Origin of the sequence: Ensifer adhaerens, assembly GCF_013283195.1 — a bacterium.
Taxonomy (GTDB): domain Bacteria; phylum Pseudomonadota; class Alphaproteobacteria; order Rhizobiales; family Rhizobiaceae; genus Ensifer; species Ensifer adhaerens_G.
Genome location: NZ_JABEKT010000001.1, coordinates 2,795,917 through 2,809,185, shown reverse-complemented (window position 1 = coordinate 2,809,185; position 13,269 = coordinate 2,795,917). Strand labels below are relative to the sequence as shown.

Below are 13,269 nucleotides of genomic sequence, written 5' to 3'. Positions count from 1 at the left end.
CTCCCTTAAACGATGTTTTCTGCTTCTTCGAACGATGCTCTCAAACTCACGGCCCGCCTGATGGCGCCAGCATGATGACGATGACGAGGCCGAATATGGTCAGCAGTGTGTTGCCGATGGCATAGGGCATGCCGTAGCCAAGGGCCGGAACCTTGCTCTTGGCCGCTTCCTGGATCATGCCGAGCGCCGCCGTGGTGGTGCGCACGCCGGCGCAGGCGCCAAACAGGATCGCGGGGTGAAAGCGGAACACGTAGTGTCCGATCAGCACCGAGGCGATCATCGGGACCGATGTCGACACGATGCCCCAGAGCAGCAGCGAAATGCCGACTTCCTGCAGTCCGGCGACGAAGCCGGGACCGGCGCCGATGCCGACGACGGCAATGAAGATGTTCAGGCCCAGCGTGTTCATCAGCCAGAGTGCCGGAGCCGGGATGGTGCCGAAGGCAGGATAGGTGGAGCGAAGCCAGCCGAGGACGAGGCCGGCGAGAAGCGCGCCGCCCGAGGTGGACAGGCCGATCGGTATGCCGCCGATCGTGAGCGTCAGCGCGCCGACCATGGCTCCGAAGAACAGCCCCCAGCCGAGAAAGGCAATATCGGTCGTTTCGACCGGACGGTCGGCAAAGCCGAGCGCCTTGATCGCCGCCTCGACATGTCTCTTGGCGCCGCCGATGGTGACGATATCGCCGCGTTCGACCGTCGTGCCGGGCAGGACCGGGATTTCGACCAGCGAGCGCACGATCTTGCGGGCATAGACGCCGCGGGCCCAATCCTCGGTGCTGACGTCTGCGAGTGTCCGGCCGGCAAGCGCCTTGTTGGTGACGTAGACGTCGAGGACCTCGGCTTCGGCGTTCAGCAGTTCCTTGTCCTCAACCTCCAGCAGCTTGGCGTCGAGGTGTTCCACAAGGGCGGCGCGTCTGCCGGAAAAGGCGACGACGTCGCCCGGTTGCAGCACGGTGTTGCCATCGGCCTCTATGATCTGGCCGCCGCGCCGCAGCCGCTCCACGAAGACGCGGATGCCGGGAAGCAGGTTCCTGACCGGCGTTCCGGTAAGGCCGCTCGCCTCGTCGACGCGGTAGGCCCGGAGGCCGAAATCGTGATAGGCGCGGGTGATGCCGGGTTCGCTGCTGACGGTGCCACCGCCGAGTTTGGCCTCATACTCCCTGCAGGCGGCGGGAAGATCGATGCCGAGAAGCTTGGGCCCGAGTTGCGCCAGGATGATCGCCGAGCCGATGGTGCCCCAGATATAGGTCACCGCGTAGGCGATCGGGATCTGGTCGGTGTAGGTCTTGGCTTGTTCCGGGCTCATGCCCATTGCATTGATCTGGTCGCTGGCAACGCCGATGGCCGCGGAGATTGTCTGCGAACCGGCATACATGCCGGCGCCATAGCCAAGCGGCAGCCCGGCAATCAGCGCGCACAGATAGGGCACGATCAGGCACAGCACGAGGACCGAGAGGGCAAAGAGAATCTGTTTGGGTCCGTCCGTGCTCAGGCCGCGAACGAACTGCGGGCCGACGCCGTAGCCGACGGCAAACAGGAAAATAAGGAACAAGGTCGATTTCAGGTCGCCGGAAACCTGGATGCCCAGCTGTCCGATGACGACACCGGCCAGCAGGGTGGCGGTAACGTTTCCAAGGTTGAAGCCCGCGATCTTGATCGGGCCGATCACGAAGCCGATGCCGAGGGCAAGAAAGACGGCGACCGGCGGATATGTACGCAGCGTGTCTACGAAAAAGTCTATTGGATTCACCATCATCCCCTTCAAAAAACTCGTCGTATTCGGGAGTTACGCGGACAGGCTGGATGTTACGTCGCATAAGACTTCGAGATATGAAGTTCGGAGCGCCGCCGCCCGGAACGCGGGCGAACCCGGCGCAAGTCGTTGCACGCCGCTGGAAGGCGCGATCAGTTCTTTGAAAGCACATCACCGATTGTGCCAGTCTGCAAGTACGTAACAGTAACGGACGACGTTACCGGTTGGCCGTTCCGTCGGTGACGACTGCGCCCAGAGGCGGCGCGATGGCTCGTGCGACGAGGCATGGCAGGAGATGGGGTGCCGATGCCGTCGGCGATCGTTCAGGTCAGCAGTTCGACAAGCAACCTCGGTGAAGTGGGGAGGAAGGCTCCGGCGACGAAGCCGAGCGCAATCGCGCCCACCACTCCGTGCCGTTGCCAGCCATGGAATGCGCCGAAGGCGGTTTCTCCAAGGATGGTTGAAGCAACCCAGACACGTTTCAACACGGCGGATACAGCCGACGCATCGTTTCCCTCATTGCGCTCGTGCAGAGTGTCCGCCAAAGGCGCGCATCTCAGCATTTTATGGGATATCGGGCACGGGTCGTTGCCAACGACGTTGCTGATCATCGCGGTCGAGCGTTCGTGCACGGTCAGTCGTGGCGTCGTCGACCCTGATGCATAATGCCGGAGGACGGATATTTCGGCTTGCTTACTGTAATGATATTACATAACTAAAGCGCATGAGAATATGCCGCATGTTGATAGGCCGAGGCCGATCCGTCCCGCCGGTTGTCACCTCCGTCGAAGTGTGCGACGAAGGGGGTGATGGTGCTGCGAGCGCGACAATGCGTAAGCGGCTGAAAAGGGAACACGGAGCGGACGACCCAAATGGGGCCGAAACCGTGGCTGCCCCCGCAACTGTGAGCGGAAAGCGCATTCACACCATGTCACTGGCGATCAGCCGGGAAGACGTGGATGCGCCTCGACCCGCGAGCCAGGAGACCTGCCATCGAACCGATCAACCACAACGGACGGGGTGTTCCGATGGACAAGAACTGGTTTTTGCGCGGCGGTCACCCGTCATCACATCGCTCTGCCATATTCTCTCCGGCCCGATCCGGCGGAGAAGAGATATGGCCAATCTGGCATCCCGACAGCACAAGATAACGGTCTGCACAGATTGCCGGTTCACCGGCGGCCCCTGCCGCCCGGGCGCGGATCTGATCCAGCGGCTGAACCGCAGCATTGCCGCCCTCGGCGCGCCGCTCGACCGGGATTTTTCGATCGCCGGAACGGTCTGCATGGCTGCCTGCACCCGGCCTTGTACCATCGCCTTCCAGGCGACGGGCAAGGCGACCTATCTCTTCGGCGATATCTCGCCCGATGAGGATATCGACGATCTCATCACCTTCGCCACCACCTATGCCGGGCGCAACGATGGCATGACGCGGGCGGCCGAACGGCCGCGCGGGCTGAGCGCCAAGACGCTGGCGCGCATACCGGCAGCGCTGCTCATCTCCGAAGATATCGGCGGGCATTTCCAATGAACGCCTGTCGAATGCGTACATGGGGAGGGATGAGCCGATGAGTTGCACCGCGACAGGGGCCGGCCTTCGTGTCCGCGCGCTCGATTGGGGCCCACGCCCGGACCTGCGGCTGGTCCGCGAGGTCGACTTTGCCATTGCGCCCGGCAGCCGGCTTGCCATTCTCGGCCCGAACGGTGCCGGCAAGACTTCGCTGCTGCGCTGCCTCTATCGTTCCGCCCAGCCGACGGCGGGCACGATCGAAGTCGATGGCACTGACATCTGGTCGATGACGGCACGGGAGGCGGCGCGGATCATTGCAGTCGTCTTGCAGGAAATGCCGAGCGATTTCCCTTTCAGCGTGCGCGACGTGGTGATGATGGGCCGCATCCCCAGGCGCGAAGGCATGAGCGGCTGGACGGCCAGGGATCGCGAGACGGTGGCGCATGCGCTCGAGCATCTCGACCTTGCCCACCTGGCCGGACGGCAATTCTCGACACTTTCGGGTGGCGAGAAACAGCGGGTGCTGATTGCCCGGGCGCTGGCCCAGCAGCCGCGCATCATCATCCTCGATGAGCCGACCAACCATCTCGATATCCGCCATCAGCTCGAAATCCTCGACCTCCTGCAGACGCTCCGACTGACCATCGTTACGACGCTGCACGACATCAACCTGGCCGCCGAATTTGCCACCGACGTGGCGATCCTGACGGAAGGCCGCATGACGGCCTTCGGGCCGCCCGAAGAGGTGCTCAATCCGAAGGCGCTTTCGGCCGCCTTCGGCGTTACCGCCACCGCCCACAGTAATGCCGTCTCCAACGGCGCCCGATTTTCCTTTTCACTCGCTCGACAGGAATTGATTTCATGAAGACATTGTTCGCCGGTTCGGCCCTTCTGCTCCTTGCGCTCGCCGCGACGCCGGCGCTCGCCTATCCCGTCACCGTCAAGAGCTGCAATCGCGACGTGACCTTCGATGCGGCGCCAAAGCGTGCCGTCTCCAACGACGTCAACCTCACCGAGATGATGCTGGCCTTGAAGCTGCAGGATCGCATGGTCGGCTACACCGGCGTTTCCGGCTGGAAGACGCTGGATGAAAAGCTGCGCGAAGGTGTCCAGGCGCTGCCGGAGCTTTCGGAAAAATATCCGACCAAGGAAGTGCTGCTCAATGCCGACGCTGATTTCTACTTTGCCGGCTGGAACTACGGCATGAAGGTGGGCGGCGAGGTGACGCCGGAAACGCTGGCGCCCTTCAAGGTCAACGTCTACGAACTGACCGAATCCTGCATCCACATCATGGCCAAGGATAAGCCGACGATGGACGACATGTTCGTCGATCTGCTCAATCTCGGCCTGATCTTCGGCGTCGAGGACCAGGCCAAGGCGCTGGTCGACGGCTATCGCCGCGATCTCGCCAGGATCACCGCCGACGTCGGTGCGATCGAGCGCCCGACGCGCGTCTTCGTCTATGATTCCGGCGAGGAAAAGCCGTTCACGTCTGGCCGGTTCGGCATTCCGACGGCGATGATCGAAGCGGCCGGCGGCGTCAACGTCATGGACGACGTCGAGAAGAGCTGGACGGAGATTTCCTGGGAGCCGGTGATCGACAAGAACCCGGAGGTGGTGGTGATCGTCAACTATGGCGAAGTCACCGCCGAGCAGAAGATCGCCTTCATGAAGAGCAACCCCGCCTTCAAGAACATCGATGCCGTCAAGAACGACCGCTTCGTCGTGCTCGACTATGTCGAGGCGACGCCGGGCCCGCGCAACATCGATGCCATCGCCCGCCTGGCCAAGGCTTTTCACGGGCAGGCGATGTAATGCGCCAGCGGCTGCATGTTGCCTGAAACCGGCGTCGATTTAGGGCAAATCATGCAGCACGTTTAGCGTGTTATGGCATTGCCGGCGCGTCACGCCCGATGCGCCGCCCTCTGGCGAAAGCGTGCCTTGTCGCCCGCTTTCGTCCTCTCCTCTGCAATCTTGAACCTGGGACGGACAGTGAAGATCACGACCGCCTTTCTCGTGGCACTGCTGCTCTTGTGCCTGACGATCACCGCTGCCGTCTCCTTGGGCTCCGCACCGATCCCGGTTTCGACCGTTTGGTCGATCATCGCCTCGAAGCTTTCGCCTGGCAGCGTCGAGGTCGCCTGGTCGGCCGGCCGCGAGAGCATCGTCTGGGACGTGCGCCTGCCGCGCGTCGTGCTTGCCGGGCTGGTGGGGGCGGGGCTGGCGCTGACGGGCGCCGTGCTTCAGCCCGTCACCCGCAATCCGCTCGCCGATCCGCACCTGCTCGGCGTGTCCTCCGGCGGCGCGCTCGGCGCGATCATCGCGCTTCTCCACACAGGCCTCATCCTCGGCCTTGCCACGGTGCCGCTGTTTGCCTTTGCCGGCGCTCTGGTCGCGACAGCACTTGTGGCGCTGGTGACGCGGGTGCTCGGCACCAACGCCGACAGGCTGGTGCTGTCAGGCGTTGCCGTCGCCTTCACCTTGACGTCGATCGGCAACCTGATGATTTTCCTCGGCGACCCCCGGGCGGTGCACACCGTGATCTTCTGGATGCTCGGCGGCCTTGGTCTGGCGCAATGGCCGCATCTCGTCTATCCCGCCGTGGTGCTGGCGGCCTGCCTCGGCTATCTCGTGCTTCGTGCGCGCGAGATCAACGCGCTTGCCATGGGTGACGAGACGGCAACGACGCTCGGCATTCCCGTTCGCCGGTTCCGCCTTGTCCTCTTTGTCGTCACGGCGCTCCTGACCGGTGTCATGGTCGCGTTCTCCGGTGCGATCGGCTTCGTCGGCCTGATGGTGCCGCATTTCGTTCGGCTGTTTGCGGGCAGCGACAATGTCCGGGTTATCCCGCTTTCCGCCTTTGTCGGGGCGCTGGTGCTGATATGGACCGACCTCTTTTCCCGCGTCGTCATGGCGCCCGAGGACATGCCGATCGGCGTCGTCACCGGACTTGTCGGCGGCTTGGCCTTTATTGCCATTCTGAAACAGCGCAAGGTGGTGTAAAGCTCGCGGCATGGACACGGACCGATTGCCGCCTGGTTCCAGCAATCGACCACTGCGCAACACGAGGAGCGAATGACGTATCACGCTGAGGCCTGCACCCCGGATGAAGTCCTTAAATTCTGGTTCGAGGAACTGTCGCTCGACCATTGGTTCAAGCCTTCCCGCGAGCTGGACGAGCATTGCTACCAGCGCTTCCAGTCCTCGCATCTCGCCCTTGCCAGGGAGATCGGCGACGTCTGGCGGGCGACGCCGGAAAACCGGCTGGCGGCAATCGTGCTTCTCGATCAGCTGCCGCGCAACATGTACCGGGGGACGCCGCTCGCCTTTGCGACCGACGGGCTGGCGCTCAGGGAAGCCAAGCTCGCCGTCGGCGCCGGCGCCGACATGGCGGTGAAGCCGGAATGGCGGGCATTCTTCTATATGCCCTTCGAGCATTCCGAGAACCTGACGGACCAGACCATGGCGGTGAAGCTTTTCACCGAACTTGGCGATCCCATGTATATCGACTATGCAATCCGGCACCGCGAGGTGATCGAGACTTATGGACGTTTCCCGCACCGAAACGCCTTCGTCGGGCGAACGTCGACGGCGGCGGAACTCGCCTATCTGGCGCAGCCGGGCTCGGGTTTCTGACGGTTTTACGGGGTGTGAAGGCATGTTTTACCATGCCTTTGCATCTTTCCGCCGTCTTTCGTATTCAAACCGCATTGTGACGACTGCCCGGGCGATTCCGTATCGGGATGAGGTTGGGCTTTTGAGGGTTTTGAAATTGCGTTTCGTGGGAAAGTTGCTCGCTGTTTCCGTCTGCCTGCTGTCGCTGGCCGGTGCCGGCGCTGTCGTGGCGCAAACCGCAAAGCCGGCACAGACGACGACGCAACTGGCCCAGACGCCCGCGCAAGCCCCGGCCCAGACCGGCAATCAGCCTGCGCAGGGAGGCGCCCAGCCCGCCCAGAACTCGCAGCCGGCCTCCGACGGCAAAGCGCAGCCTGCGCCGAATGCGCAGCAACCCGCAGGGGGCGCGACGCAACCCGCCCAAAACGCGGCGGCACCTACACAGAACGCAGCACAGGCGAATGACGCGACCATCGCGGCCGATGCCGGGCAGAGCCAGACCGCCGAGCAACTGGCGACGGCCGGCAAGGAACTCCAGCGGCTGAAGGACCTCGTCGGCAAAGCCAGCGACGACGACATCGCGCTTGCCGAACTCAAGGTTCAGGTCGATGCCGTCGCCAAGCAGATCATCTCGACCTCGATCGCCACCCGCCCGCGGCTGGACGAGATCAAGGCCCGGCTGACCGAACTCGGCGATCCGCCGGGCGAGGGGCAGCCGCCCGAGGCCGACATCGTCACCTCAGAGCGAAAGCGGCTGTTGGCCGAGCGCGGTGAGATCAATGCACTGACGGGGGAGGCTGAAAGCCTTTCGGTCCAGGCAACGAAATTGTCGAACGGCATCACGGCGACGCGGCGCGCGCTGTTTTCCAACACGCTGTTGAAGAACACCGATGTGTCCTTCGAAATGTTCGACGAGGCGCTTTCGGCGACGATCAACGAAACCAAGGTGCTGTCACGCAGCACGACGAGCTGGCTGACCTTCGTCTGGAACTACAAGCGTATTCCGCTTCTGACCGCACTCTTCCTGTCGATCTGCGCCGCACTCATCTTCCTTGTTGGCAGCAACCGGCTTTTTTCGCCCTACATCCATCACGACAAGTCCGACGAGGAGCCGAGCTATTTCCGGCGCCTGTCCGTCGCCTTCTGGTCGACGCTCATTCCGACGCTCTCGACGGCTGCCTTCGCCGTTTCGAGCTTTCTCTTCCTGCGCAGTTTCAACGTGCTGCGCTCCGATATCACGCCGATCATTGCGATCGCGCTTGCGGTAACCGTGGTCGGGTTCTTCGTCACGACGCTTGCCAATGCGGTGCTGTCGCCGAAGGATTCCCGCTGGCGGCTGGTGCGTGTGTCCGATCGCGGCGCCAACGTCCTCTTGATCACCATCTTTGCCATGGTGCTGGTCAACGGTCTCGACTACCTCTTCGGCGGCATCAGCGAGGCGCTCGGCTCGCCTGTTGTCCTGACGGTCGTCAAGAGCTTCATAGCCTCGGTCGTCATCGGGCTGATCATCATCGCATCGGCCTGGATCAAGCCGACGCTGAAGCGCGACGAGCCGTTTGACGCGCCCGGTCGCCCATGGCCGCGCATCGTCTCCATCGGTCTGATGCTGACCGGTGCGGCGCTGATCATCGCAGCCGCGACCGGCTATGTCGGTCTCTCCCGCTTCATCGCCACGCAGATCATCATCACTGGCGCCATTCTGGTGATGATGTACATCGGGTTCCTCACCGGCAAGGCGGTGTCGCGCCAGGGGGCCTTCGCCGAAACGGCAGCCGGACGTTATCTCGAGCGGCGCCACAAGCTGGAGCAGGTCGGTCTCGACCAGGTCGGGCTGGCGGCGGGCCTCAGCATCTACGCGCTGGTGGCGCTGTTCTTCATCCCGCTGATCCTCTTGCAATGGGGCTTCCAGGTCGCCGACATCGAGTCCTGGACCTATCGCGCCATCACCGAGATCAAGATCGGCACCATCACCATCTCGCTCATGGGCATCATGGCGGGCATCCTGTTCTTCGCGCTCGGCTACGTCGTCACCCGCTGGGTACAGCGCTGGATCGACGGCAACATCATGGCGCGCAGCCGGGTGGATGCGGGCGTCAGAAACTCGATCCGCACCGGCATCGGCTATGTCGGGGTCGGGCTCGCGTGCCTGATCGGTCTTTCGGCGGCCGGCATCGATCTTTCCAATCTTGCGCTTGTCGCCGGTGCTCTCTCGCTCGGTGTCGGTTTCGGCCTGCAGAACATCGTGTCGAACTTCGTCTCGGGCCTGATCCTCCTAGTCGAGCGCCCGTTCAAGGTCGGCGACTGGATCGTCAGCGGCACGACCGAAGGCTTCGTCAAGCGCATCTCGGTGCGCGCCACCGAGATCGAGACCTTCCAGCACCAGTCGATCATGATGCCGAACTCGCTGCTGATCAACGCGTCGGTCGGCAACTGGACGCACCGCAACAAGCTCGGGCGTTCGGAAATCGCCGTCACCGTCACCTATGCGAGCGAGCCGCGCCGGATCATGGACCTGCTCGCCGAAATCGCCGGTGCCCACCCGATGGTGCTGAAGAACCCGTCGCCGACCGTCGGCTTTACCGCCTTTGGCGAGGACCGGATGACCTTCGAACTCCGGATCTACGTGGCCGACGTCCTGACGGGTGGCGGCGTGCGCAACGACCTGCGTGTCACCATCTACGAGCGCTTCCGTGACGAAGGCATCGGCGCGCCGTTCCCGGTCAAGATCGAAGACGTGCCCGTCGAGAACCAGACCGGGATCGAGAGCCACGAGCCGGAGACGGTCGGCGAGCCCAAGGGTGCGACCTCGGCCGATGAGAGGGCCGCCGCCTCAAAGAAAGAGGCCGCTTCAGCAGCCCCGTTGGACGAAGAAAACGAGCAGGAAGGCGGCAAGCGCCGTGCCTCCAGCCGCCGCTCAAACCCCAACCGCTGATAAACGGAGCGTTCAGCCGCTATTCAGCCTGCCCGCGATAAAAAGCATGCAATTCTTCTTTTGACGGTCTAGGCTGTCACGGGCTGAAGAGGTGGCCGGAGCCACCGTCGCGATCCGACGGGGCGGCCGGCTGTGCAAAAGGGCGGCGCCGCGGGCGTCGATGGGCGATGAAGACATTTGTGATTGCTTTGCTTTCCGGCGTGCTGGCGGCAGGGGCGGTATCTGCCGCGACTGTCACGAACAAGGATGGCGAGACTGCTGTTCTGGTTGTCGTCGAGGGCGAAAGCCGCATGGAAGTGGCGATCAGCGCCGGCGCGACCGAGATGATCTGCCCCAGCGGCTGCTTCGTCACCACGCCGAGCGGAGACCGCATCGGCTTGCAGGGCGATGAGAATGTCGAGATCGTCAACGGCTCGGCGATCGTCAAGTAAGCGCAGCTCTTCAAAACGGAATTCGAAACGGCGTCGGGATCTCCCGGCGCCGTTTTTTCGTTTTGGCCCGTCGTTGCCCGATGTGCGGATGGGGCGACCCGGGCCGCGAACAACCCTTCGACGCGCCGTAAGCAGAACGGGTTAGGGCGCGCTAATCCCATTTGGCAATTGAATGAAATGCGGCCATGGCCCGTTAATTCGGGGACGGCCCCGAGACACGGTTTCATGCCGAGCGGGTGTCGCAGGTACGGGCAGACCGCATTGACAGCGCCGCCTAGGGGCCGCACCCTGCTGAAAACAGGCCGGTGTGCGGCGGGGGCACGCGACGTTCGACGGCATGACTCCTCAAGGCGCAAGCGATTTGAGGAGAAGCCTATGCGGCAAGCTTGAGGTGGTACGGTGCCCTTGGCGCATCCTGTGATGCGCGGCGCTGGCGGGACATGCACAGGCATGTCCGGAGGGGATGACATGCAATGCCTTCGCATGGTCATGACGATCTTCCTGGTGCTGATCTCTTCGCAGGCGCTTGCCGAAAAGCGCGTGGCGCTGGTCATCGGCAATTCGGCCTATCAGCATGTGGCGCAGTTGCCGAACCCCGACAATGATGCCGGCGACATGGCGGGCAAGCTGACGGATCTCGGCTTCGAGGTCGTCGTCGGCCGCGACCTCGACCTTGCCGGAGTGCGCAGGACCATTCGCGATTTTGTCGGCAAGCTCGATGGCGCCGACCTCGCGCTGTTCTATTATGCCGGCCACGGCTTGCAGGTGAACGGCGAGAACTACATCGCCCCCGTCGACGCCAAGTTGCTCTCCTATATCGACCTCGAATTCGAGGCGGTGCCGATGAACCTGATCCTTTCGGCGATGGAGCGCGAGACCCGGGTCAACCTGGTGTTCCTCGATGCCTGCCGCGACAATCCGCTCGCCGTCAATCTCGCCCGCTCGATGGGCACGCGCTCCAGTTCGATCGGCAGGGGGCTGGCAAAGGTCGGCACCGGCATCGGCTCGCTGATCGCCTTTGCCACCCAGCCCGGCAATGTCGCGCTGGACGGCGCCGGGCGCAACTCGCCGTTCACGGCCGCCTTGCTTCGCCACCTGGGCAAGCCGGGGCGCGACATCACCCGCGAACTGATCGACGTTCGCCGCGACGTGCTGGAGGCGACGGACGGCAAGCAGGTGCCCTGGGACAATTCTTCGCTGACAGGAGAGGTGGTGTTGAACCCGTCGACGGCACAGGGGACCGCTGTATCGCCCGGCACCACCAAGGAGGGCAATGCCGCCGAGCTTGCCTATTGGGATACGATCAAGGGCTCGAGCGATCGCGATCTGTTCGACGCCTATCTGCAGCAATATCCCACCGGCGCCTTCGTTTCGCTGGCGAAGGCAAAGATCAGGATCATCGAGCGTGCGGCAGCCGAGGAGGCGGCAAAACAGCAAGCGCCGGCCGCGGGCGGGCTTCCCGCCGAACCGGAGCAGCTGGCCGCGCTGACGCAGCCGTCGGCCAGCGAAACCTCGGTGCTGGAAACCGTCGAGCCGAACCGCGAGCTGGTGCGCTCGATCCAGAAGGAGCTCAATCGGGTCGGATGCCGCGCTGGCAGCGAGGACGGGCTCTGGGGGCTCGGCAGCCGCCGGGCGCTGGAGCAGTTCGCCAGGCTCGGCAAGGTCGAGCTTGCGGCACTCGAACCCTCCGATGGCGTGCTGGAGCGGTTGCGGACGCAGAAGGCGCGGATCTGCCCGCTCGCCTGCGCCCAGAACCAGCAGCTGAAGGGCGGCCGCTGCATTGACATCAGGCGCGAGGCGAAGCTGCCGGATCCGTCGAAGACGCGCAGCACCGGCGAAACGCCTGCAAGGAAGGCGCCTTCGAACACCATCACGGCACCCGATGACGCCAAGAAAAAGAGCTTTGCCAGCTGTCCCGCCAGCGCCCAGCTTGCAGCCCGCCAGACGCTCGGCCGGGGTTCCGGCCGCGGCCGCACGTCGATGAGCGCCACACATGCCTGTGGCCGCACGTTTGCTTGCGCCCGTGCCGCACGCGGGCAACCCTGGGACTGCAGCTGGCGGTGACCGCACCGCTCAAGCCGTGGTGGTCACGAGACGACGTGATCGGCGGGTGACATTAAAGCGCGTAGCGATCTTTGAGTTCTTGTTTTTGCGCATGTCGTTATCGCAAAACCGCGGCACACTTTTGCGCGACATGCTTTGGGGCGGTTCCGCTACAGACGGAATCGCACAACGCCCTATCTCTTGGCTTGTACGCAATTCAGGACACAAAGCCGCTGCGCATTTTTGCAGGAATTGCTCTTTACGGAGGACGGTTATCGATGGCGAATGACTTTCCAGGACTGCGCCCGGGGGAGGCTGCTCCGGCCTTCTCGTTGGCCGCTGCCAACAGCGATGGCACTGTTTCGCTTGCGGACCTGCACGGTCGGCCGTTCCTGATCGGTCTGTTTCGCGGCCTGCATTGTCCGTTCTGCCGGCGTCAACTCAGGCAGTTCTCGGCGCTCCAGCCGGTTTTGCGCGAAGCGGGCGTAGAAACGCTTGCCGTGATCAACACGCCAATAGAGCGGGCGCGTCTCTATCTCCAGTTTCAACCGACGCCGGTGACGGTGCTGTGCGATCCCGAGTGCCGCACGCACCGCGACTTCGGCCTGCCGCTCGCCGGCTTTGCCCCGGCCGATAGCACTCAAGAGCCGCAATGGCCCTTACACACCAGTTTCGAGCAGTTTGCCGCTGCACGCATCAATCCGGGCGGCGAGTTGGCGGAGCCGGCGCAGCCGATGAAGGCCAATGAGCTCCTTAATGCCAAGGATGGCTTCGAACTGCATGACATCGACCGATCCATCTCCGAGAGCTACGGCACCCAGCTCGTCGGCCATTTCCTTGTCGATACATCGGGCTGCATCGCCTGGGTCGAGGTTGAGGCGCGCGACGGCCCTGATGGCCTCGGGACCTTTCCGACCGCCGAGCGGATCATCGCTGCCGCAAGAGAGGTCGCGGTTTCTGCCGCCAAATAGCGGGGCGCCGACGG

Annotated in this window: 11 protein-coding genes and 1 riboswitch; of the genes, 9 read left to right on the top strand and 2 right to left on the bottom strand. The window is 63.5% G+C overall.

All coding sequences use genetic code 11. From position 1 onward, the window contains the following. Positions 1-46: 46 nt before the first annotated feature. Positions 47-1,753, bottom strand: coding sequence for an aspartate-alanine antiporter (aspT, locus tag LPJGGPFB_RS13350; protein ID WP_209791430.1), 1,707 nt, complete (start codon positions 1,751-1,753; stop codon positions 47-49). Between the two features lie 323 nt (positions 1,754-2,076). Then, positions 2,077-2,364 carry a hypothetical protein gene (locus LPJGGPFB_RS13345; protein WP_173418168.1) on the bottom strand — a complete coding sequence of 96 codons (288 nt, stop codon included), beginning with the start codon at positions 2,362-2,364 and terminating at the stop codon, positions 2,077-2,079. 182 nt (positions 2,365-2,546) lie between these two features. Beyond that, positions 2,547-2,762, top strand: a riboswitch (cobalamin riboswitch). A gap of 108 nt (positions 2,763-2,870) precedes the next feature. On the opposite strand from LPJGGPFB_RS13345, the gene LPJGGPFB_RS13340 reads away from it, so the two are divergent. The 9 genes from LPJGGPFB_RS13340 to LPJGGPFB_RS13300 all read left to right on the top strand — a co-directional run bounded on the left by LPJGGPFB_RS13340 (position 2,871) and on the right by LPJGGPFB_RS13300 (position 13,255). Further along, positions 2,871-3,284, top strand: a complete 414-nt coding sequence (locus tag LPJGGPFB_RS13340) for a DUF1636 family protein (protein WP_173420341.1) — start codon at positions 2,871-2,873, stop codon at positions 3,282-3,284. 37 nt (positions 3,285-3,321) lie between these two features. Further along, positions 3,322-4,128, top strand: a complete 807-nt coding sequence (locus tag LPJGGPFB_RS13335; protein WP_173420340.1) for an ABC transporter ATP-binding protein — start codon at positions 3,322-3,324, stop codon at positions 4,126-4,128. Further along, positions 4,125-5,078 carry an ABC transporter substrate-binding protein gene (locus tag LPJGGPFB_RS13330; RefSeq protein WP_173420339.1) on the top strand — a complete coding sequence of 318 codons (954 nt, stop codon included), beginning with the start codon at positions 4,125-4,127 and terminating at the stop codon, positions 5,076-5,078. Before LPJGGPFB_RS13335 ends, LPJGGPFB_RS13330 begins: the two co-directional genes overlap by 4 nt. Positions 5,079-5,255: 177 nt before the next feature. Further along, positions 5,256-6,266, top strand: a complete 1,011-nt coding sequence (locus tag LPJGGPFB_RS13325) for a FecCD family ABC transporter permease (protein ID WP_345791015.1) — start codon at positions 5,256-5,258, stop codon at positions 6,264-6,266. Positions 6,267-6,338: 72 nt separating this feature from the next. Continuing rightward, positions 6,339-6,899, top strand: a complete 561-nt coding sequence (locus tag LPJGGPFB_RS13320; protein WP_173420337.1) for a DUF924 family protein — start codon at positions 6,339-6,341, stop codon at positions 6,897-6,899. Positions 6,900-6,993: 94 nt separating this feature from the next. Next, entirely contained in the window at positions 6,994-9,810 is a 2,817-nt protein-coding gene (locus tag LPJGGPFB_RS13315; RefSeq protein ID WP_427858238.1) for a mechanosensitive ion channel family protein, read from the top strand. 167 nt (positions 9,811-9,977) lie between these two features. Beyond that, on the top strand, positions 9,978-10,241 hold the full coding sequence (locus tag LPJGGPFB_RS13310) for a hypothetical protein (protein WP_025427439.1): 264 nt from the start codon (positions 9,978-9,980) through the stop codon (positions 10,239-10,241). A gap of 468 nt (positions 10,242-10,709) precedes the next feature. Then, positions 10,710-12,305 (top strand): caspase family protein, encoded by a 1,596-nt coding sequence (locus LPJGGPFB_RS13305; protein WP_234902800.1) that lies wholly within the window; start codon positions 10,710-10,712, stop codon positions 12,303-12,305. A gap of 257 nt (positions 12,306-12,562) precedes the next feature. Then, positions 12,563-13,255, top strand: a complete 693-nt coding sequence (locus LPJGGPFB_RS13300; RefSeq protein ID WP_173420336.1) for a redoxin domain-containing protein — start codon at positions 12,563-12,565, stop codon at positions 13,253-13,255. Positions 13,256-13,269 lie beyond the last annotated feature (14 nt).